The 20,018-nt window shown below is 66.7% G+C and carries 20 protein-coding genes; 9 read left to right on the forward strand and 11 right to left on the reverse strand.

The window, feature by feature from the left end:
• Positions 1-114: 114 nt before the first annotated feature.
• From secF to queA, 5 genes are all read right to left on the reverse strand, one after another.
• On the reverse strand, positions 115-1,086 hold the full coding sequence (gene secF, locus AC3WVS_RS16980) for a protein translocase subunit SecF (RefSeq protein ID WP_492319614.1): 972 nt from the start codon (positions 1,084-1,086) through the stop codon (positions 115-117).
• 40 nt (positions 1,087-1,126) lie between these two features.
• Entirely contained in the window at positions 1,127-2,998 is a 1,872-nt protein-coding gene (gene secD, locus AC3WVS_RS16985; RefSeq protein WP_492319615.1) for a protein translocase subunit SecD, read from the reverse strand.
• Positions 2,999-3,207: 209 nt separating this feature from the next.
• Entirely contained in the window at positions 3,208-3,534 is a 327-nt protein-coding gene (gene yajC, locus AC3WVS_RS16990; protein ID WP_010815061.1) for a preprotein translocase subunit YajC, read from the reverse strand.
• Positions 3,535-3,755: 221 nt separating this feature from the next.
• On the reverse strand, positions 3,756-4,886 hold the full coding sequence (tgt, locus tag AC3WVS_RS16995) for a tRNA guanosine(34) transglycosylase Tgt (protein ID WP_492319616.1): 1,131 nt from the start codon (positions 4,884-4,886) through the stop codon (positions 3,756-3,758).
• A gap of 17 nt (positions 4,887-4,903) precedes the next feature.
• Complete coding sequence (gene queA / locus AC3WVS_RS17000) at positions 4,904-5,962, reverse strand: tRNA preQ1(34) S-adenosylmethionine ribosyltransferase-isomerase QueA (protein WP_492319617.1); 1,059 nt, start codon at positions 5,960-5,962, stop codon at positions 4,904-4,906.
• Positions 5,963-6,183: 221 nt separating this feature from the next.
• On the opposite strand from queA, the gene recG reads away from it, so the two are divergent.
• The 6 genes from recG (at position 6,184) to ubiA (ending at position 13,135) form a co-directional block, all read left to right on the forward strand.
• A complete protein-coding gene (gene recG, locus AC3WVS_RS17005; protein WP_492319618.1) occupies positions 6,184-8,373 on the forward strand; it encodes an ATP-dependent DNA helicase RecG in 2,190 nt (729 codons plus the stop codon).
• 133 nt (positions 8,374-8,506) lie between these two features.
• Positions 8,507-9,457 carry a LysR substrate-binding domain-containing protein gene (locus AC3WVS_RS17010; protein ID WP_010815057.1) on the forward strand — a complete coding sequence of 317 codons (951 nt, stop codon included), beginning with the start codon at positions 8,507-8,509 and terminating at the stop codon, positions 9,455-9,457.
• A 410-nt stretch (positions 9,458-9,867) separates the two neighbouring features.
• The gene (locus AC3WVS_RS17015) at positions 9,868-11,310 is read left to right on the forward strand and encodes a catalase (RefSeq protein ID WP_492319619.1); all 1,443 of its coding nucleotides are present in this window, start codon (positions 9,868-9,870) and stop codon (positions 11,308-11,310) included.
• A gap of 50 nt (positions 11,311-11,360) precedes the next feature.
• Complete coding sequence (locus tag AC3WVS_RS17020) at positions 11,361-11,558, forward strand: hypothetical protein (RefSeq protein ID WP_492319620.1); 198 nt, start codon at positions 11,361-11,363, stop codon at positions 11,556-11,558.
• A 92-nt stretch (positions 11,559-11,650) separates the two neighbouring features.
• On the forward strand, positions 11,651-12,136 hold the full coding sequence (locus tag AC3WVS_RS17025; protein ID WP_010815054.1) for a Dps family protein: 486 nt from the start codon (positions 11,651-11,653) through the stop codon (positions 12,134-12,136).
• Positions 12,137-12,277: 141 nt separating this feature from the next.
• Entirely contained in the window at positions 12,278-13,135 is an 858-nt protein-coding gene (gene ubiA, locus AC3WVS_RS17030) for a 4-hydroxybenzoate octaprenyltransferase (protein WP_010815053.1), read from the forward strand.
• Positions 13,136-13,248: 113 nt separating this feature from the next.
• Here the strand turns inward: ubiA and proC are convergent, their stop codons facing one another.
• Together proC and AC3WVS_RS17040 are read right to left on the reverse strand one after the other, a co-directional pair.
• A complete protein-coding gene (gene proC / locus AC3WVS_RS17035) occupies positions 13,249-14,085 on the reverse strand; it encodes a pyrroline-5-carboxylate reductase (protein ID WP_492319621.1) in 837 nt (278 codons plus the stop codon).
• Between the two features lie 45 nt (positions 14,086-14,130).
• Positions 14,131-14,826 carry a YggS family pyridoxal phosphate-dependent enzyme gene (locus tag AC3WVS_RS17040; RefSeq protein WP_492319622.1) on the reverse strand — a complete coding sequence of 232 codons (696 nt, stop codon included), beginning with the start codon at positions 14,824-14,826 and terminating at the stop codon, positions 14,131-14,133.
• Positions 14,827-14,889: 63 nt separating this feature from the next.
• Between AC3WVS_RS17040 and AC3WVS_RS17045 the strand changes: the two genes are divergently transcribed.
• The 3 genes from AC3WVS_RS17045 to AC3WVS_RS17055 all read left to right on the forward strand — a co-directional run bounded on the left by AC3WVS_RS17045 (position 14,890) and on the right by AC3WVS_RS17055 (position 17,666).
• Complete coding sequence (locus AC3WVS_RS17045) at positions 14,890-15,933, forward strand: type IV pilus twitching motility protein PilT (RefSeq protein WP_010815050.1); 1,044 nt, start codon at positions 14,890-14,892, stop codon at positions 15,931-15,933.
• Positions 15,934-15,959: 26 nt separating this feature from the next.
• Positions 15,960-17,099: a PilT/PilU family type 4a pilus ATPase gene (locus AC3WVS_RS17050; RefSeq protein ID WP_010815049.1), complete on the forward strand. Its 1,140-nt coding sequence runs from the start codon at positions 15,960-15,962 to the stop codon at positions 17,097-17,099.
• A 72-nt stretch (positions 17,100-17,171) separates the two neighbouring features.
• Entirely contained in the window at positions 17,172-17,666 is a 495-nt protein-coding gene (locus AC3WVS_RS17055; protein ID WP_010815048.1) for a glutathione peroxidase, read from the forward strand.
• Positions 17,667-17,672: 6 nt separating this feature from the next.
• Here AC3WVS_RS17055 and AC3WVS_RS17060 read toward each other — a convergent pair whose 3' ends face one another.
• The 4 genes from AC3WVS_RS17060 to AC3WVS_RS17075 form a co-directional block, all read right to left on the reverse strand.
• Positions 17,673-18,362 carry a helix-turn-helix transcriptional regulator gene (locus AC3WVS_RS17060; protein ID WP_010815047.1) on the reverse strand — a complete coding sequence of 230 codons (690 nt, stop codon included), beginning with the start codon at positions 18,360-18,362 and terminating at the stop codon, positions 17,673-17,675.
• A 22-nt stretch (positions 18,363-18,384) separates the two neighbouring features.
• Entirely contained in the window at positions 18,385-18,756 is a 372-nt protein-coding gene (locus tag AC3WVS_RS17065) for a VOC family protein (protein ID WP_492319623.1), read from the reverse strand.
• A gap of 85 nt (positions 18,757-18,841) precedes the next feature.
• Complete coding sequence (locus AC3WVS_RS17070) at positions 18,842-19,567, reverse strand: LrgB family protein (protein WP_492319624.1); 726 nt, start codon at positions 19,565-19,567, stop codon at positions 18,842-18,844.
• On the reverse strand, positions 19,564-19,950 hold the full coding sequence (locus tag AC3WVS_RS17075) for a CidA/LrgA family protein (protein WP_492319625.1): 387 nt from the start codon (positions 19,948-19,950) through the stop codon (positions 19,564-19,566). The genes AC3WVS_RS17070 and AC3WVS_RS17075 overlap by 4 nt, the downstream gene beginning before the upstream one ends.
• Between the last annotated feature and the right edge of the window lie 68 nt (positions 19,951-20,018).

Genomic DNA, 20,018 nt, shown 5'->3' on the forward strand with positions numbered 1-20,018 from the left:
TTGAATGCCTCGTCGTACTTCGTCATGAAAAACACCCCAAAGATTGGATCAACGTCCAACTTTTGGGGTGCAGTTCACCGCGGGGCGCCGTTCTGTTTTGCCGGCAGGGCAGGGTCAGGCCTGCGCGCCGTAGTTGGGGTCGTTGCGGTCGGTCGAGTCGGACTTCTTCTCGCCCTTGACCAGGTCCTCGCGCTTGACGCCCAGCCACATCGCCAGCGCCGCGGCCACGAACACCGACGAGTAGATGCCGAACAAGATGCCGACCGTCAGTGCCAGGGCAAAGTAGTGCAGCGTGGGGCCGCCGAAGAAGAACATCGACAGCACCATCATCTGGGTCGAGCCGTGGGTGATGATGGTGCGCGAGATGGTGCTGGTGATCGCGTTGTCGATGATCTCGTGCGTGGTCATCTTGCGGAACTTGCGGAAGTTCTCGCGGATCCGGTCGAAGATCACCACCGATTCGTTGACCGAATAGCCCAGCACCGCCAGGATCGCCGCCAGCACCGACAGCGAGAATTCCCACTGGAAGTAGGCGAAGAAGCCCAGGATGATGACCACGTCGTGCAGATTGGCGATGATGCCCGCCACCGCGAACTTCCATTCGAAGCGGAACGACAGGTAGATCACGATGCCGGCCACCACGCACAGCAGCGCCAGCAGGCCGTCGGTGGCCAGTTCCTTGCCCACCTGCGGGCCGACGAACTCCACCCGTTGCAGCTTCACGTCAGGCGAGGCCGCCTGCAGCGAGGCCATCACCTGCTCGCTCTGCTGGGCCGAGGTGACGGGCTTGCCGTCCGCGCCCTTCTGCAGCGGCAGGCGGATCATCACGTCGCGCGAGGTGCCGAAGTTCTGCACCTGCACGTCGGTATAGCCCAGCTTGCCCACCTGGCCGCGGATCTTTTCCAGGTCAGCGGCCTGCTGGTAGCTGACTTCCATCACCGTGCCGCCGGTGAATTCGATCGACAGGTGCAGGCCCTTGTGCCAGAGGAAGAACACGGCTGCGGCAAACGTCAGGAAGGAAATCACGTTGAAGACCAACGCGTGCTTCATGAACGGAATGTCGCGCCGGATGCGGAAGAATTCCATGTTGAATCCTGTTCTGTACTGCTAGTTGTTGCTGCTCGCCTTACTTGGCGACCGGCGTGTCGGTGGTGTTGCCCGGCTTCCAGATCTGGCCGATGGCCACGCTCTGCAGCTTCTTCTTGCGGCCGTACCAGAGGTTGACCAGGCCGCGGTTGAAGAACACCGCCGAGAACATCGAGGTCAGGATGCCCAGGCAGTGCACCACGGCAAAGCCGCGCACCGGGCCCGAACCAAAGGCCAGCAGTGCCAGGCCGGCGATCAGCGTGGTCACGTTGGAGTCCAGGATGGTGGCCCAGGCGCGGTCGAAGCCGACCGCGATCGCCATCTGCGGCGACGCGCCCGCGCGCAGTTCCTCGCGGATGCGCTCGTTGATCAGCACGTTGGCGTCGATGGCCATGCCCAGCACCAGCGCGATGGCGGCAATGCCCGGCAGCGTCAGCGTGGCCTGCAGCATCGACAGCACCGCCACCAGCAGCAGCAGGTTCACGCCCAGCGCCACCACCGAGAACACGCCGAACAGCATGTAGTACAGGATCATGAACACGCCGATGGCGGCAAAGCCGTAAGCGACCGAGTCAAAACCCTTCTGGATGTTGTCCGCGCCCAGCGACGGGCCGATGGTGCGCTCTTCGATGATTTCCATCGGCGCGGCCAGCGAGCCGGCGCGCAGCAGCAGCGCCAGGTCGTTGGCGGCTTCGGTGGAGTAGGAGCCAGTGATCTGGAAGCTGGAGCCCAATTCGGACTGGATCGTCGCCACCGTCAGCACTTCGCCCTTGCCCTTTTCGAACAGCACGATCGCCATCGGCTTCTTCAGGTTCTCGCGCGAGACGTCGCGCAGCACGCGGCCGCCCTGGGCGTCGAGCTTGATGTTGACCGAAGGCTGCTGGTTCTGGTCGAAGCCGGCCGAGGCGCTTTCAATGCGGTCGCCGGTGAAGATGACCTGCTTCTTCAGCACCACCGGGGCGCCGTTGCCTTGCGTGAAGAGCTCGCTGCCGAACGGGATCGGGTCGCCCGGGCGCGGGCTGCGCGGCGCGTCGTTGTCGACCAGGCGGGCTTCCAGCGTGGCGGTGCGGCCGATGATGTCCTTGGCCTTGGCGGTGTCCTGCACGCCGGGCAGCTGCACCACGATGCGGTCGGCGCCTTGCTGCTGGATCACCGGCTCGGCCACGCCAAGCTCGTTGACGCGGTTGTGCAGCGTGGTGATGTTCTGCTTGACCGCGGCATCCTGCACGGCCTTGCGGGCGGCTTCGGTGAAGGTGCCGACGATATTGTTGCCGTCCATGGCGAAGGCGACTTCGCGCAGGTTGTCGGCCAGCAGCGGACGCGCGCGGTTGGCGTCGTCGGCGTTGTTGAAGCGCACCGTCAGGCGCTCGCCGTCGCGGTCGATGCCGCCGTGGCGGATGCTCTTGTCGCGCAGCAGGGTGCGCGCGTCGCCGCCAAGGCTGTCGAGCTTCTTGTCGACCGCGCCCTTCATGTCGACCTGCAGCAGGAAGTGCACGCCGCCGCGCAGGTCCAGGCCCAGGTACATCGGCAGCGCGTGCATGGCGGTCAGCCAGCGCGGCGAGCCCGACAGCAGGTTCAGCGCGACCACATAGGTGGGGTCGGCCGCGTCGGGGTTGAGCGTGCGCGACAGGATGTCCTTGGCCTTGAGCTGCTCGTCGGTGGTGCGGAAGCGCGCCTTGACCGAGCCAGACTGGCCGGAAATATCAAAGAAGACGCCGTCGGGCTGCAGCTGGTTCTGTGCCAGGATCTCTTCGACCTGCTTCTGCATCGACAGGTCGACCTTGACCGTGGCCTTGCCCGAGGACACCTGCACCGCAGGCGCCTCGCCGAAGAAATTCGGCAAGGTATAGATGATGCCGATGGCCAGGGCCACCAGGATCACGAGGTATTTCCAAAGCGGATAACGATTCATCTCTGGCCAGTCATTCAGCGGTTGGCGGGGCCGGCGCTGGCGTGGCGCACCACGTCGGCGGGGCCGAACCGGTTTGGCAAACAGCCGCCTGGCAACCACGGATCGAAGCCACCGGGGCTTCGTCGGGCTGGATCAGGCGGCTGCCGGGGCATGCGCGAACGGGCATGCCGGAAAAGACAAAGGCGGGAGTCGCGCGCGCGATCGGTGGATCAGAGCGCCTTCAGCGAGCCCTTCGGCAGCACCGTCGTCACGGCGTTCTTCTGCACGGTGATTTCCGTGCCTTCGGCGATTTCCAGGCTGACGTACTGGTCGGTGACCTTGGTTACCTTGCCCAGGATGCCGCCGGCGGTCACGACTTCGTCGTTCTTGGCCAGCGCTTCGAGCATTGCCTTGGCTTCCTTCTGACGCTTCATCTGCGGGCGGATCATGATGAACCACAGCACGCCAAACATCAGGATGATGGGCAGGAAGCTCATCAGGCCGCCAGCCGCGCCGCCGGTACCGGTGGTCTGGGCAAATGCGTTAGAAATCAGCACGTTGATTCTCCGTCACAAAATTAGTCAAATAATCGATCATTCTACCATTCGCATTCCGCCCACCCTTGGCATTCTAGGGCGGAATACGGGTTTGTTCGGGTGCGCCCGGGACAACTTGCGGCAGGGGTCGGCAAGGCCGGGCGCTCCGGATCGCGGCTCGCCCCCGGATGACCCGGCTATTCGACCGCCGGCAGCGCAAAAGTTCGCGCCAGCCGGCGTTGTCACTGCGTGCCGCGGGCGCGGTCGGCGGCGAACTGGCGGCGGAAGTCGGCAAAGCGGTGATGCTCGATGGCTTCGCGCATCTCGCGCATCAGCTGCAGGTAGTAGTGCAGGTTGTGGATGGTATTGAGGCGCGCGCCCAGGATCTCGCCTACGCGGTGCAGGTGGTGCAGGTAGGCGCGCGAGAAGTTGCGGCAGGTGTAGCAGGCGCAGCTTTCATCGAGCGGACGCGGATCGTTGCGGTGCGCCGCGTTCTTGATCTTGACGTCGCCGAAGCGGGTGAAGAGCCAGCCGTTGCGCGCGTTGCGGGTGGGCATCACGCAGTCGAACATGTCCACCCCGGCGGCGACGCCGGCGACCAGGTCCTCGGGCGTGCCCACTCCCATCAGGTAGTGCGGCTTGTCGGCCGGCAGGCGCGGCGCGACGTGCTCGAGCACGCGCATCATGTCTTCCTTGGGCTCGCCCACCGACAGCCCGCCGATGGCAAAGCCGTGGAAGTCCAGCTCGGACAGGCCCGCCAGCGATTCGTCGCGCAGGTCTTCGTACATGCCGCCCTGGACGATGCCGAACAGCGCGTTGGGGTTGGCCAGGCGCTCGAACTCGTCGCGCGAGCGCTTGGCCCAGCGCAGGCTCATGCGCATCGACTTGGCCGCTTCCTCGTGCGTGGCGGCGCGGCCGTCGATCTCGTACGGCGTGCACTCATCGAACTGCATCACGATGTCGGAGTTCAGCGTGCGCTGGATCTGCATCGAGATCTCGGGCGACAGGAAAAGCTTGTCGCCATTGACCGGAGATGCAAACGTGACGCCATCTTCGGTGATCTTGCGCAGATCGCCGAGCGAAAACACCTGGAAGCCACCGGAATCGGTCAGGATCGGCTTGTCCCAGCCGATAAACTTGTGCAGGCCCTCGTGGGCGTTGACCACGTCCAGCCCGGGGCGCAGCCACAGGTGGAAGGTATTGCCCAGGATGATGTGCGCGCCAATCTCGTTCAGTTCCAGCGGCGACATCGCCTTGACCGAGCCGTAGGTGCCGACCGGCATGAAGATCGGCGTCTCGACCACACCGTGGTTCAGCGTGACGCGGCCGCGGCGGGCGTTGCCGTCGGTGGTGATGAGTTCGAAGTTGAGCATGGCTTGTGATTCTGGATTCAGGCGCCGGGCTGGCGGGTCAGCAGCATGGCGTCGCCGTAGCTGAAGAAACGGTAGCGCTGCTCGACCGCATGGCGGTAGGCGGCGCGGATGGCTTCCACGCCGGCCAGTGCCGACACCAGCATCAGCAGCGTCGACTTGGGCAGGTGGAAGTTGGTGATCAGGGCATCGACCAGCCGGAAATGGTAGCCGGGCGTGATGAAGATATCGGTGTCGCCACTGCCGGCGGCGAGCGTGCCGTCGGCCTGCGCGGCCGATTCCAGCGCGCGCAGCGAGGTGGTGCCGACCGCGATCACGCGGCCGCCGCGCGCGCGGGTGTCGCGCACGGCCTGGGCCAGGTCTGCGGAGACGGCGTACCACTCCGAGTGCATCTTGTGCTCGGCCAGGTTCTCGGTGCGCACCGGCTGGAAGGTGCCGGCGCCCACGTGCAGCGTCAGGAAGGCGCGCCGCACGCCGGCGGCATCGAGCCGCGCGAACAGCGCATCGTCGAAATGCAGGCCCGCGGTGGGCGCGGCCACCGCGCCGGGACTGCGCGCGTAGACGGTCTGGTAGCGGGTCTCGTCGTAGGCGTCCGGGTCGTGCGTGATATACGGCGGCAGCGGCAGGCGGCCGTAGCGCTCGATCAGGTCCAGCGCCGGCTCGGGGAAGCGCAGCGTGAAGAACTGGTCCACGCGCGGGCCAACGGTGACGGCGAAGGCATCGTCGGCCAGGTGCAGCGTGCTGCCCTCGGCCGGGGTCTTGGAGGCGCGCACCTGGGCCAGCACGGTGTGGCTGTCGACCACGCGCTCGACCAGCACCTCGATCTTGCCGCCGCTGGGCTTGTGGCCGAAGAAGCGCGCCTTGATCACGCGGGTGTCGTTGAAGACCAGCAGGTCGTCGGGACGCAGGTAGTCGATGATCTCGCTGAAGGCGCGGTCGACCATGCGCACCGCGTCGGCGGTGTCGGCCGGGGCCAGCCGTTCGACCACCAGCAGCCGGCTCGCGCTGCGGTCGGGCAGCGCGCTCTGGGCAATCAGTTCTGGCGGCAGCGGGAAATCGAAATCGGAAAGCGTCAACATCGTGGGAGCGGCGGGCTGCGCGATCCCATGCAGGCCGGAGCGGGGCACAAAACGGCACTCCGCTGCCCGTGGTGGCAGCCGGCATGGGTACAATCGGCGAATCCGATATTGTAAGGCCACGGGCGCGCTTGCCGCCGGGCCGGGCGTGATACCGGCTATTCGCCGGCGCCGCGCCAGCCAACCCCGCAGCACGAGAGCGACCGCTGCCAACTTTTTCGCCGATGCCCGGAACCGCCGCTGAACCGATCCACGACCCCGCCGACGCCGCCAAGGAAACGGCGGCGCCCGCGCGCGGCAAGGCCGGCGAAGCCAGGGGCAAGGCCGCCGCCTCCGGCACGTCCTCCGCGGCCGCGCGCCTGGCCAAGCTCGGCCTGCGCCGTCCCGTCGACCTGGTGCTGCACCTGCCGATGCGCTATGAGGACGAGACCACGCTGGCGCCGATCGCCGAGGCCATCCACCGCGCCGGGCTCGGGCTGCCGGCGCAGGTGGAGGGCGAGGTCATCTCCAACGAAGTCACGTTCCGGCCGCGCCGCCAGCTGGTGGTCAAGATCGCCGACGACAGCGGCGAGCTGACGCTGCGCTTCCTGAACTTCTACGGCAGCCAGACCAAGCAGATGGCCGAAGGCGTGCGCCTGCGCGTGCGCGGCGAGGTGCGCGGCGGCTTCTTCGGCGCCGAGATGGTCCACCCCACGGTGCGTCCGGTGGTGCCCGGCGAAGCGCTGCCTGACCGCCTGACGCCGGTGTATCCGTCCACCGCCGGCATCCCGCAGGCCTATCTGCGCAAGGCCATCGGCGGCACGCTGTCGCGCACGCCCATGCCCGAGACGCTGCCGCGGGCTGTGCTGGAGGGGCCGCTGGCACGCCTGCACCTGCGCCCGCTGGCTGACTGCCTGCGGTTGCTGCACGCGCCGCCGCCGCAGGAGAGCGAGGCCGCGCTGGCCGACCGCTCGCATCCGGCCTGGCAGCGCATCAAGTTCGATGAGCTGCTGGCGCAGCAGATCTCGCTGCGGCGCGCGCACGCGGCGCGCCGCGAAAAGACCGCGCCGACCATGCCGCGCCGCGAGGGCGGCCTGCTGACGCGCTTCCTGGCCGCGTTGCCGTTCCGGCTGACCGGGGCGCAGCAGCGCGTGGTCGAAGAAATCGCCGCCGACATGACGCGCCCGCACCCGATGCACCGGCTGCTGCAGGGCGACGCGGGCAGCGGCAAGACCATCGTCGCCGCGCTGGCAGCCTGCCAGGCGATCGATGCCGGCTACCAGGCCGCGCTGATGGCGCCCACCGAAATCCTGGCCGAGCAGCACTACCGCAAGCTGTCCGCATGGCTGGAGCCGCTGGGCGTGCCGGTGGCGTGGCTGGCCGGCAGCCAGAAGGCGCGCGACAAGCGCGAGGCCGTGGCGCGCGTGGAATCGGGCGAGGCGCAGCTGGTGATCGGCACCCACGCGCTGATCCAGGACACCGTGCGCTTTGCCAGGCTGGGGCTGTCGGTGGTCGACGAGCAGCACCGCTTCGGCGTGGCGCAGCGGCTGGCGCTGCGCGGCAAGGCCGGTGCCGCCGACGCCCCCGATTCAGCGGCAACCGCGGCCGAGACCGTGCCGCACCAACTGATGATGTCGGCCACGCCGATCCCGCGCACGCTGGCCATGACGTATTACGCCGACCTCGATGTCTCGGTGATCGACGAGCTGCCGCCCGGGCGCACCCCCATCGTCACGCGCCTGGTCAACGATGCGCGCCGCGACGAGGTGATCGCGCGCGTGCACCATGCCGCCGCCGAGGGGCGCCAGGTCTACTGGGTCTGTCCGCTGATCGAGGAAAGCGAGGCGCTGCAGCTGCAGACCGCGGTCGAGACCTATGAAACGCTGGTGGCCGCGCTGCCCGACCTGCGTGTGGGCCTGGTGCACGGGCGCCTGCCGCCGGCCGAGAAGGCCGCGGTGATGGACGACTTCAGCGCCAACCGCATGCAGGTGCTGGTGGCCACCACCGTGATCGAGGTGGGCGTGGACGTGCCCAATGCCTCGCTGATGGTGATCGAGCATGCCGAGCGCTTCGGCCTGGCGCAGCTGCACCAGCTGCGCGGGCGGGTGGGGCGGGGCAGCGCCGAATCGGTCTGCCTGCTGATGTACCAGGCGCCGCTGTCGCCGACCGCGCGCGAGCGCCTGGCGACCATGCGCGAGACCACCGACGGCTTCGAGATCGCCCGGCGCGACCTGGAAATCCGCGGCCCGGGCGAGTTCCTGGGCGCGCGCCAGTCCGGCGAAGCGATGTTGCGCTTTGCCGACCTGCAGACCGACGCGTGGCTGGTGGAATACGCGCAGGAGGCGGCCGAACTGATGCTGGCGCGCTACCCGGAAGCGGTGGAAGCGCACCTTTCGCGCTGGCTGGGCGGGCGCGAGCACTACCTCAAGGCTTGAGTGCGGGCTGGTTTTTCGACGGATGTGCGCCATCCAGCGCACCTGCCGGTTCGCTGCGGACAATTCGGGCTGGCGCTCTGACAGAAGCGGCAATCGAAGGTAAAATCTATCGCCTACCGGAAACTGATAAGTCATGACGCTCACCGAACTCAAGTACATCGTCGCCGTGGCGCGCGAGCGCCATTTCGGCCGGGCCGCCGAAGCCTGCTTTGTGTCGCAGCCGACGCTGTCGGTCGCGATCAAGAAGCTGGAAGACGAACTCAACGTGCAGATTTTCGAGCGCGGCACCTCCGAGGTGTCGGTGACGTCGGTCGGCGAGCAGATCGTGGCGCAGGCCCAGCGCGTGCTTGAACAGACCATGGCCATCCGCGAGATCGCCAAGCAGGGCAAGGACCCGCTTGCGGGTCCGTTGCGGGTGGGCGTGATCTACACCATCGGTCCGTACCTGCTGCCGTCGCTGGTCAAGCAGATGATCGAGACCGTGCCGCAGATGCCGCTGATGCTGCAGGAGAACTACACCCACAAGCTGATCGAGCTGCTCAAGCAGGGTGAGATCGACTGCGCGGTGATGGCCGAGCCGTTCGCGGATTCGGGCCTGACGGTGCGCCCGCTCTATGACGAGCCCTTTGTCGTCGCCGTGCCGCGCGGCCATCAGCTGGCGCAAGCGCGCTCCATCGACCCCGATGAACTGAAGCAGCAGACCATGCTGCTGCTGGGCAGCGGCCACTGCTTCCGCGACCATGTGCTGGGCGTGTGCCCGGAACTGTCGCGCTTCTCGCAGGCGGCCGACGGCATCCAGAAGACCTTCGAGGGCTCATCGCTGGAAACCATCCGCCATATGGTGGCCAGCGGGGTCGGCATCACCGTGCTGCCGCGCACCTCGGTGCCCGACCTGAAGGCCAAGGGCGACATGCTGTCCTATGTGCCGTTTGCCGATCCGGTGCCCGACCGGCGCGTGGTGCTGGCCTGGCGCAAGAGCTTCACCCGGCTGCCGGCGATGGAAGCGCTGGCCAACGCCGTGGCCGCGTGCGAGCTGGCCGGCGTGCGCAAGCTGGACGCCAAGGAGCTGGCCGAAGCGGCCTGATCTTCCTGCCCCCGCAGTACAGGCATTTCCCTCGGCCGCACCGGAGATTCCGCTGCGGCCGTTGTCATTTCCGGCCCCGCAACGGGGTATTTCACGGACCTGTCTTCGGGCGGTCACCTTCCGCTGCGATAAGTTGCAGGAATCCCAGATAGATTTGACCTAATACATAGGTATAAATAATTGAATTCTCAATTCGATAGATCGTTGGTAGGCTGACTCCTGTCGATGCAGATGGCATCGACCTGAGACAGGAACCAATGATGAGCACCAGCGCCCAGTTCTCTCCAGCAACAATCAACGGGCGCCCGTTTCCCCTCCGCATGGGGCGCTGCCTGCTCGATTGCCTTGCCTGCTATGCCGCCGCGCTCTGATGCGGCGTTCCCTTTCAGCCCACCCACAAAGAGGAAAAGATGAGCAAGAAGGACACCCTTACCACTGCCGCCGGCGCACCCGTCGCCGACAACCAGAACTCGCAGACGGCCGGTCCGCGCGGCCCGATGCTGCTGCAGGATGTCTGGTTCCTCGAAAAGCTGGCCCACTTCGACCGCGAGGTCATCCCCGAGCGGCGCGTGCATGCCAAGGGTTCGGGCGCCTATGGCACGCTCAAGATCACCCACGACATCACCAGGTACACCAAGGCTTCGGTCTTTGCCCAGGTCGGCAAGGAAACGCCGCTGTTCATCCGCTTCTCGACCGTGGCCGGCGAACGCGGCGCGGCCGATGCCGAGCGCGACGTGCGCGGCTTCTCGATCAAGTTCTACACCGATGAAGGCAACTGGGACGTGGTCGGCAACAACACCCCGGTGTTCTTCGTGCGCGACCCGCTCAAGTTCCCGGACTTTATCCACACGCAGAAACGCAATCCGCGCACCAACCTGCGCGACCCGATCGCGGTGTGGGACTTCTGGTCGCGCCATCCGGAATCGCTGCACCAGGTCACCATCCTGATGAGCGACCGCGGCCTGCCGCAGAACTACCGCCAGATCCACGGCTTCGGCTCGCACACGTACTCGTTCATCAACGCGAACAACGAGCGCTTCTGGGTCAAGTTCCACTTCAAGTCGCAGCAGGGCATCGCCAACTGGACCAATGAAGAAGCGGCCAAGGTCGTGGCAACGGACCGCGAAAGCGCGCAGCGCGACCTGTTCGAGAACATCGAGCAAGGCAATTTCCCGCGCTGGAACCTGCGCGTGCAGGTCATGCCGGAGGCCGATGCGGCCAGGTACCACATCAATCCGTTCGACCTGACCAAGGTCTGGCCGCACAAGGACTACCCGCTGATCGACGTGGGCGTGCTCGAGCTCAACCGCAACCCGGACAACTACTTTGCCGAGGTCGAGCAGGTGGCGATGAATCCGGCCAATATCGTGCCGGGCATCGGCTTCTCGCCCGACAAGATGCTGCAGGGGCGGCTGTTCTCGTACGGGGACACGCAGCGCTACCGCCTGGGGATCAACCACAACCAGATCCCGGTGAATGCGCCGAGATGCCCGTTCCACAACAGCTTCCACCGTGACGGCGCGATGCGCGTGGACGGCAACCAGGGCGGCAAGCTCAACTACGAGCCCAACCGCGAAGGCGCCTACGCCGCCAGCGAGCGCGCGATCGAGCCGCCGCTGGCACTGGATGGCGCCGCCGACCACTGGGACCACCGCGTCGACCCGGACTACTACAGCCAGCCCGGCGCGCTGTTCCGCCTGTTCGACGAAGGCCAGCGCCAGCGCCTGTTCGCCAATATCGCGGCAGCGATGCAGGGCGTGCCTGAGGCGATCGTGCGCGTGCAGCTGGAGCACTTCGCCAAGGCCGACCCGGCCTACGGCGAGGGCGTGAAGCGCGCGCTCAACCTGAAGTAAGCGGCAGCCTTGCGCGGCGCCCGTGGCGGGATGCCGCGTCGCGGAGAACGATGATGGCGATGATCCGGTTGTTTATCGAAGAGTGGCGGCAGCTGTGGCATGACGGGCACGACCAGCCCGGGCGCGCCGATGCCGCGCGGCTGCGCCACAAGCTGTGGCGCAAGGAAATCGGCGCTGCCGTGATCGTGCTCGGCGCAGCCGTGATGTTCAGCGAGGTGGCCCGGGGTTTGGCCGGGATTGCCGGCTAGTGCAATAATGCGGGTACTGCGCCGCCCAGCCCCAAAACATGGCAAGCCCGGCGGCGCCCCTCGTGGCTTTACCAGAACGGAGCGTATTTACCATGGCAAAGAAGAATGAGATGAGCGTGAATATCGGTATTTCCGACAAGGACCGCAAGAAGATCGCGGAAGGCCTGTCCAAGCTGCTGGCGGACACCTACACCCTCTACCTCAAGACCCATAATTTCCACTGGAACGTGACGGGTCCCATGTTCAATACGCTGCATCTGATGTTCGAGACCCAGTACACCGAACTGGCGCTCGCCGTGGACTCGATCGCCGAGCGTATCCGCGCACTGGGCTACCCGGCACCGGGCACCTACAAGGAGTACGCCCGCCTGTCGTCGATCGCGGAGGAAGAGGGCGTGCCCGAGGCCACCGAAATGATCCGCAAGCTGGTCGAAGGCCAGGAAGCCGTGGTGCGCACCGCGCGCTCGCTGTTCCCGGTGATCGACGCCGCCGGCGACGAACCGTCGGCCGACCTGCTGACCCAGCGCATGCAGACGCATGAAAAGACCGCGTGGATGCTGCGCGCGATGCTGGCCTGAGGCCAGCTGGCCACCTCCGGCTGCCCTTCAGTGGCGGCCGGCACTGCGCGTCGCAACCGTCCGGGCTGCGGCGCGTTTTCATTGAATCCTCCTTCCCGGATCCGCGCAGTGCAGACCCTCTCGCCGTTGCCCCCCACGCCCATGCTTGAACGCCTTTCCCTCTACGCGCGCCTGGTGCGCATCGACAAGCCGATCGGCACGCTGCTGCTGCTGTGGCCGACGCTGTGGGCCATGTGGATGGCCGCGGGCGGGCCGCCGGCGTGGGGGCTGTTCTGGATCTTCGTGGCGGGCACCTTCCTGATGCGCTCGGCTGGCTGCGCCATCAACGACTGGGCCGACCGCGACTTCGACAAGCACGTCAAGCGCACCAGGGAGCGGCCGCTGACCGCGGGCAAGATCGCCGCGTGGGAAGCGCTGGCCGTCGCCGCCGTGCTGGCGCTGGTGGCTTTTGCGCTGGTGTTGCCGCTCAATGCGCTGACCAAATGGCTGGCAGTGGTGGCGGCGGTGGTGGCGGGCACTTACCCGTTCTTCAAGCGCTTCTTTGCGATTCCGCAGGCTTATCTCGGCATTGCGTTTGGCTTTGGTATCCCGATGGCGTTTGCCGCGATCCAGGACCAGGTGCCGCCGGTGGCGTGGCTGATGCTGCTGGCCAATGTGTTCTGGGCGGTGGCGTATGACACGGCTTATGCGATGGTCGATCGTGACGACGACCTCCTGATCGGCATGAAGACTTCGGCCATTACCTTTGGCCGCTTCGACGTGGCGGCGATCATGCTCTGCTATGCCGCGTTCCTGGCGCTGATGGCGTGGGCGGGGGTGCTGCTGGGGCTGGGGTGGCCTTACTGGGTGGGGCTGGCGGCGGCTGCCGGTTGCGCCGGGTATCACTACACGCTGATTCGCGATCGGGACCGGATGCGGTGTTTCGCGGCGTTCCGGCATAACAACTGGCTGGGGGCCTGTGTGTTTGCGGGGACGGCGGTGGCTTATGCGATTCGCTGATTTACGCGATTGCTAACGGTCCGCTACCGGTTTGCCCCCCTCTCCCGCTTGCGGGAGGGGAGCGTTCACAAAGGGCGGCGGCCAGGTCAGAGCGCCTGTGGTCTGCCCGCCCCTCAATCCTTCCCGAACTCCGCCCCCATCTCCTTGCCCCGCGCCGCGGCAGCATGCATCGCGCGCACGAAGGCATCACCAATGCCCGAAGCTTCCATCGCCGTCAGCGCCGCGTAGGTCGTGCCGCCCTTGGACGTCACGCGCTCACGCAGCGTCGACACCGGCTCGGAAGACTGCCCGGCCAGGGTAGCAGCGCCACGGAAGGTCTCGACCGCCAGTTCGCGGCCTTGCTCCGCCGTCAGGCCCAGCTCGGTGGCGGCGCGTTCCATCGCCTCGATAAAGTAGAAGACATAGGCCGGCCCACTGCCGGAAATGGCGGTGACCGCATCGATCTGGTCATCCCCATCCACCCACACGCACTTGCCGACGGCCTCAGCCACCGCGCTGGCGATCGCGCGGTCTTCGGCCGACAGCCCGGCCGGCGCGGCCAGCCCGGTCATGCCCATGCCCGCCAGCGCCGGCGTATTCGGCATCGCCCGCACCAGCCGTGTGCGCCCGTCCAGCCAGCGCTCCATGTCCTGCAGCCGGATGCCGGCGGCCACGCTGATCACCAGGTTGCCCTTGCCGCTGGCCGGCAGGATTGGGAGCAGCTGCGCCGCGGCGTCGCGGAACTGCTGCGGCTTGACCGCCAGCACCAGCACGTCGCTGGCGCCGAAGGCGGCGTCCGGCGCGCCGGCGGCGTGCACGCCGAGGTCGCGCGCCAGGCGTTGCTGGGCCTCGGGGAAGGGGTCGACCACGCGGATCGAGCCGGCCGGCACGCCGCGGGCGATCAGGCCGCCGATCAGTGCGGTGGCCATGTTGCCGCCGCCGAGAAAGCCAAAGGTAAGGGTATCGAGCATGGGGATCCGTTGGGGGCTTGGAGGGAATGGACTGGGCGCGCCGGGCTACGGGTACTGGCGCGCTCCGAAAATGGCGGTGCCGATCCGCACCAGCGTGGCGCCCTCGGCGATGGCGGCTTCCATGTCGCCCGACATGCCCATCGACAGCGTGTCGAGGTCCAGGCCGTCGGCGCGCAGCGCCTGCAGCATGGCGCGCATGGCCGCGAATGGGCGGCGCTGCGCGGCGGGTTCGTGCTCGGGCTCCGGGATGGCCATCAGCCCGCGCAGGCGCAGGCCGGGCAGCGCGGCGACGGCATGTGCCAGTGCGGGTACCTCTGCCGGGGCGACGCCGCTCTTGCTGGCTTCGCCGCTGATATTGACCTGGATGCAGACCTGCAGCGCCGCCATGCCGGCCGGGCGCTGGGCCGACAGCCGCTCGGCGATCCTGAGCCGGTCGACGGCGTGCACCCAGTCGAAATGCTCCGCCACCAGGCGGGTCTTGTTGCTCTGCAGCGGGCCGATGAAATGCCATTGCAGGCGGTGGCGCAGGTCGGCCAGCGCGGCGATCTTGTCGACGCCTTCCTGGACGTAGTTTTCGCCGAAAGCGACCTGTCCGGCGGCGTATGCGGCCCTTATGCGGTCGGGGGGAGCGGTCTTGGAAACCGCCAGCAGGGCGATGTCCGCGGGCTGTCTGCCGGCTTGTTGTGCGGCCGCCGCGATGCGCTGGTGAACGGCTTGCAAGTTGGCGGCAATTACAGACATAATCCGGCGAACATACAAAAGAAAGTACGCAAAGTACTGATAACTAGGGTGGGGTCATTATAGATGGACATCGCGCAGCTATTGGCTTTCGCTGTCAAGAACAAGGCGTCTGATCTTCATCTCTCCGCGGACATGCCGCCGATGGTGCGGATCCACGGCGACATGCGCCGGATCAACATCGCCTCGATGACGCACAAGGATGTCCACGCCATGGTGTACGACATCATGAGCGATACCCAGCGCAAGGCCTACGAAGAACGCCTCGAAATCGATTTCTCGTTCGAGATCGCCGGCCTGTCCCGCTTCCGGGTCAATGCCTATAACACCCAGCGCGGCGCCGCCGCGGTGTTCCGTACCATTCCCTCCAAGGTGCTCACGCTCGAAGAGCTGCGCGCGCCCGCGGTGTTTGCCGACCTGTGCATGAAGCCGCGCGGGCTGGTGCTGGTGACGGGCCCGACCGGCTCGGGCAAGTCCACCACGCTGGCGGCGATGGTCGACCATCGCAACGAAAGCGACATGGGCCACATCCTCACGGTGGAGGACCCGATCGAATTCGTGCACAGCTCCAAGAAGAGCCTGATCAACCAGCGCGAGCTGGGGCCGCACACGCATTCGTTTGCCAACGCGTTGCGCTCGGCACTGCGTGAAGACCCGGACGTGATCCTGGTGGGTGAGCTGCGCGACCTGGAAACCATCCGCCTGGCGCTGACCGCGGCCGAGACCGGCCACCTGGTCTTCGGCACGCTGCACACCAGCTCAGCAGCCAAGACCATCGACCGCGTGGTCGATGTGTTCCCGCCCGAAGAGAAGGACATGGTGCGCACCATGCTGTCGGAATCGCTGGAGGCGGTGATCTCGCAGACGCTGCTGAAGACGCGCGACGGCAATGGCCGCACCGCCGCGCACGAGATCATGATCGCCACGCCCGCGATCCGCCACCTGATCCGCGAGAACAAGATCGCGCAGATGTACTCGATGATGCAGACCAGCAGCGGGCTGGGCATGCAGACGCTGGACCAGTGCCTGTCTGACCTGATCAAGCGCAGCGTCATCAGCTACAACGACGCGCGCGCCATCGCCAAGAACCCCGACGCGTTCATGGGCTGAGGCCCGCTCCCCAGCAGGACACCGCCATGCTCGATCGCGAATCCGCCGCCAAGTACATCAACGACCTGCTGGAGCTGATGGTCAGCAACCGCGGCTCGGACCTGTTCATCACCTCTGACTTCCCGCCGGCGATCAAGGTCGACGGCAAGATCAAGCCGGTGTCGCAGCAGCCGCTGAACCCGACCCAGGCGCTGGGCCTGGTGCGCTCGGTGATGAACGAGCGCCAGGTGCAGGACTTCGACACCAGCCGCGAATGCAATTTCGCGATCACCGCGCCCAAGGCCGGGCGCTTCCGCGTGTCGGCCTTTATCCAGCAGGGCAAGGCCGGCATGGTGGTGCGCACCATCAATACGCGCATTCCCTCGGTGGCCGACCTGGACCTGCCGGCGACGCTGCATGAGGTGGTGATGGCCAAGCGCGGGCTGGTGATCGTGACCGGCGCCACCGGCTCGGGCAAGTCGACCACGCTGGCGGCAATGCTGGATCACCGCAACGCGCATTCGTACGGCCATATCATCACCATCGAGGATCCGATCGAGTACGTGCATGCGCACCAGAACTGCATCGTCACGCAGCGCGAGGTCGGCATCGATACCGAGTCCTGGCACGTGGCGCTGAAAAACACGCTGCGCCAGGCGCCCGACGTGATCCTGATCGGCGAAATCCGCGACCGCGAGACCATGGAGTACGCGATGCAGTACGCCGAGACCGGCCACCTGTGCCTGGCCACGCTGCACGCCAACAATGCCAACCAGGCGATCGACCGCGTGGTCAACTTCTTCCCCGAGGAAAAACGCCAGCAGCTGCTGATCGACCTGTCGCTGAACCTGAAGGCGATGATCTCGCAGCGCCTGCTGCCGCGCGCCGGCAAAAAGGGGCGGGTGCCGGCGGTGGAGATCATGATCGGCACGCCGCTGGTGGCCGACCTGATCTTCAAGGGCGAGATCCACGAGCTCAAGGAAGTCATCAAGAAGTCGCGTGAGCAGGGCATGGTCTCGTTCGACCAGGCGCTGTTCGACCTGTACGAGGAAGGCAAGATCACCTACGAGGACGCGCTGCGCAACGCCGACTCGCTTAACGACCTGCGCCTGATGATCAAGCTGCACAGCGCGAGCGCCAAGGACACCGACCTGGGTGCCGGCACCGAGCATCTCAATGTCATCTGATTCGTGCACGGCGATGCGCATGGCGTTATGCTTGGGCCACGCAAGGGCCAGTTCCGGCCCCAGGAGTCTGCCATGAGCAATGTCTACCAGTTCGAAGCCAACTCGCTGGCCGGCCAGCCGGTACCGCTGTCGCAGTTCCAGGGCAAGGTGATGCTGGTCGTCAACACCGCCAGCGAATGCGGGTTCACGCCGCAGTACGAGGGCCTGCAGAAGCTCTACGACGAATACCACGAGCGCGGCCTGGAGGTGCTGGGCTTCCCGTGCAACCAGTTCGGCAAGCAGGAGCCGGGCGATGCGCAGCAGATCGGCCAGTTCTGCGAAACGCGCTTTGCGGTGCGCTTCCCGATGTTCGCCAAGATCGACGTGAACGGTGCCGACGCCCATCCGCTGTACCAGTGGCTGACCACGGAAAAGCGTGGCGTGCTCGGTACCCAGGGCATCAAATGGAATTTCACCAAGTTCCTGCTGCGCCGCGACGGCACGGTGTTCAAGCGCTATGCGCCGACCACCAAGCCCGACGAGCTGCGCGCCGATATCGAGATGCTGCTGTCCGACCCGGCCGCCTGAACAGTACTAGGTGCCGCTGGCGCGCACCGCGCGCAGGAAACCGTTGAGCGAGCGGTCGGGCGTTTCGTGGAAATGGTCGTCCAGCATGCGGATGGCGCGGCAGCGGTCCAGCCGGAAGCTGCGATAGTCCGAGCGCGTGGTGCACCACGTCGCCAGCAACCAGGCATTGCCCCAGAAGAACAGGCCCAGCGGCATCACCACGCGTTCGGTGATGCGCTGCTGCACGTCGCAATAGTCGAGCAGCAGCAATTTCTGTTCGCCCAGCGCGCCGTGCACCACGTCGAAGGCCTCGCGCACATGCGCCTGGTTGACGTATTCCGGCGCGAACACGCGGCTTTGCTGCGCCGCCAGCCGGCGCGGCGGCGGCAGCGCGGCCATCAGTTTTTCCAGCGCGGGATCGGCCGCGGCGGCCAGCGCGCCGCCGCCCCAGGCTTTCAGGAGGCGCAGGCCGGCGACCAGCGCTTCGACTTCCATGGCGGTGAACATCAGCGGCGGGACATCGAAGTCGGCGCGCAGCCGGTAGCCGATGCCGGCCTCGCCCTCGACCGGCACGCCTGACAGCGACAGCGCCTGGATATCACGGTAGACGGTGCGTTCCGACACCCCGAGCCGCTGCGCCAGCAGCGCCGCCGTGGTCAGGCGGCGGCCGCGCAGCACCTGCACGATCTGGAACAGGCGGTCGGCGCGGCGGCTCATCGGGGGCGGCTTGCCATCGGGGTCAACCGGCCACGGGCTCGTGCAGCCCGATGCGGTTGCCTTCGCTGTCGGTGATATGGGCGATGCGGCCGATCTCGCCCGGCAGGCGCAGCGGCCCGAACACGGTCTTGCCGCCGGCGCGCGCGGCGCGCTCCAGCAGCACATCCAGTTCCGGCGCATGCAGGTACGGCACCGCGCCGTAGTAGTTGCTGGGGCGATAGCCCTCGCCGGCGACCAGCGCGCCGCCCGGGTCGGGGTGGGGGAACACCGCCATGTCGACCTGGCTCATGGTCTCGCGGCGCAACTGGATATTGAACACCTGCTCGTAGAAGCCGACCGCGCGGCTCATGTCGACGACGGGGATTTCCAGCCAGTTAATCAGACGGTTGCTCATGACAGACTCCTTGGTTCCAGGTGAAGGGGAGTGGGGAGTTCGCATCATGCGCGGGGGCTGCTGACAGCGTGCTGTCAGGAGCGTGTCAGTGTGGCATCCACGCCGCCATCACCGGCACCATGATCGCCGTCAGCACGCCGTTCAGGCCCATGCCCAGCGCGGCAAAGGCGCCGGCTTCCTGGTTGACCTGGAAGGCGCGCGCGGTGCCGATGCCGTGGGCCGCCACGCCGGTGGCGAAGCCGCGCACGCTGTAGTCGCGGATGCGCAGCAGGTTCAGCACGCTGGTGGCGCTGACCGCGCCGATGATGCCGGTTGCCATCACCAGCACCGCCGTCAGCGAGGGCAGCCCGCCGATCTTCTCGGCCACGCCCATGGCGATCGGGATCGTCACCGACTTGGGCGCGAGCGAGCGCACGGTCTCGGGCGATGCGCCCAGCAGCCAGGCAATTCCCACCGCCGACACCACCGCCACCACCGAGCCCGCCACCAGTCCTGCCAGCAGCGGGAACACATGGGTGCGCAGCTTGGGCAGCTGCAGGTACAGCGGCACCGCCAGTGCCACCGTGGCCGGCCCCAGCAGGAAGTGCACGAACTGCGCGCCGTCGAAGTAGGTCTTGTAGGGCGTGCCGGTGACGGTCAGCACCGTGACCAGCAGCGCCACCGCGATCATCACCGGGTTGGCCAGCGGCGAGAAGCGCGAACGCTCATAGATGCGGAAGGCAAAGACGTAGGCCAGCAGCGTGGCGGTCAGCCCGACCAGCGGGCTCGCGGCCAGGTAGACCCAGATCTCGTTGAGGCGGGGCGTGATCATGCCTGCTCTCCTTTCGCATCGGCGGGAGGCGTGTCCGGCGTATCGGAGCGCTTGCGCATCAGCATGCGCGTGACCACGGCGGTGGTGGCGATGGCCAGCCAAGTGGACACTACCAGCGCCACCAGGATCGGCATCCATTCGCCCTCGATGCGGTTGGCATGGACCATGATGCCTACGCCGGCCGGCACGAACAGCAGCGACAGGTGCTTGAGCAGCTCAGTGGTGGTGCCCTGGATGATGGGCAGCAGGCGGTCGTCGAAGACGAGCCAGCCGAACAGCAGGATCATGCCCAGCACGGGGCCGGGCACCGGCAGGGTCAGGGCGTAGCTGATCACCTCACCGATGGACTGGAAAACCAACAGGATTGCAAAGGTCTGGAGCATGGGGGCGTGGCGTTTGGTCGCAGGTGCGCGGCGCGCGTCCGGAAGGGATGCGCGCTGCCGCCCATGCT

This window comes from Cupriavidus sp. CPT47-8839-RL05A, assembly GCF_058792255.1.

Bases quoted from the DNA above. Each gene is read 5' to 3' on its own strand.
- secF (WP_492319614.1), bottom strand. From the start codon at position 1,086: ATGGAATTCTTCCGCATCCGGCGCGACATTCCGTTCATGAAGCACGCG.
- secD (WP_492319615.1), bottom strand. From the start codon at position 2,998: ATGAATCGTTATCCGCTTTGGAAATACCTCGTGATCCTGGTGGCCCTG.
- tgt (WP_492319616.1), bottom strand. From the start codon at position 4,886: ATGCTCAACTTCGAACTCATCACCACCGACGGCAACGCCCGCCGCGGC.
- queA (WP_492319617.1), bottom strand. From the start codon at position 5,962: ATGTTGACGCTTTCCGATTTCGATTTCCCGCTGCCGCCAGAACTGATT.
- recG (WP_492319618.1), top strand. From the start codon at position 6,184: ATGCCCGGAACCGCCGCTGAACCGATCCACGACCCCGCCGACGCCGCC.
- AC3WVS_RS17010 (WP_010815057.1), top strand. From the start codon at position 8,507: ATGACGCTCACCGAACTCAAGTACATCGTCGCCGTGGCGCGCGAGCGC.
- AC3WVS_RS17015 (WP_492319619.1), top strand. From the start codon at position 9,868: ATGAGCAAGAAGGACACCCTTACCACTGCCGCCGGCGCACCCGTCGCC.
- AC3WVS_RS17020 (WP_492319620.1), top strand. From the start codon at position 11,361: ATGATGGCGATGATCCGGTTGTTTATCGAAGAGTGGCGGCAGCTGTGG.
- AC3WVS_RS17025 (WP_010815054.1), top strand. From the start codon at position 11,651: ATGGCAAAGAAGAATGAGATGAGCGTGAATATCGGTATTTCCGACAAG.
- ubiA (WP_010815053.1), top strand. From the start codon at position 12,278: ATGCTTGAACGCCTTTCCCTCTACGCGCGCCTGGTGCGCATCGACAAG.
- proC (WP_492319621.1), bottom strand. From the start codon at position 14,085: ATGCTCGATACCCTTACCTTTGGCTTTCTCGGCGGCGGCAACATGGCC.
- AC3WVS_RS17040 (WP_492319622.1), bottom strand. From the start codon at position 14,826: ATGTCTGTAATTGCCGCCAACTTGCAAGCCGTTCACCAGCGCATCGCG.
- AC3WVS_RS17045 (WP_010815050.1), top strand. From the start codon at position 14,890: ATGGACATCGCGCAGCTATTGGCTTTCGCTGTCAAGAACAAGGCGTCT.
- AC3WVS_RS17050 (WP_010815049.1), top strand. From the start codon at position 15,960: ATGCTCGATCGCGAATCCGCCGCCAAGTACATCAACGACCTGCTGGAG.
- AC3WVS_RS17055 (WP_010815048.1), top strand. From the start codon at position 17,172: ATGAGCAATGTCTACCAGTTCGAAGCCAACTCGCTGGCCGGCCAGCCG.
- AC3WVS_RS17060 (WP_010815047.1), bottom strand. From the start codon at position 18,362: ATGAGCCGCCGCGCCGACCGCCTGTTCCAGATCGTGCAGGTGCTGCGC.
- AC3WVS_RS17065 (WP_492319623.1), bottom strand. From the start codon at position 18,756: ATGAGCAACCGTCTGATTAACTGGCTGGAAATCCCCGTCGTCGACATG.
- AC3WVS_RS17070 (WP_492319624.1), bottom strand. From the start codon at position 19,567: ATGATCACGCCCCGCCTCAACGAGATCTGGGTCTACCTGGCCGCGAGC.
- AC3WVS_RS17075 (WP_492319625.1), bottom strand. From the start codon at position 19,950: ATGCTCCAGACCTTTGCAATCCTGTTGGTTTTCCAGTCCATCGGTGAG.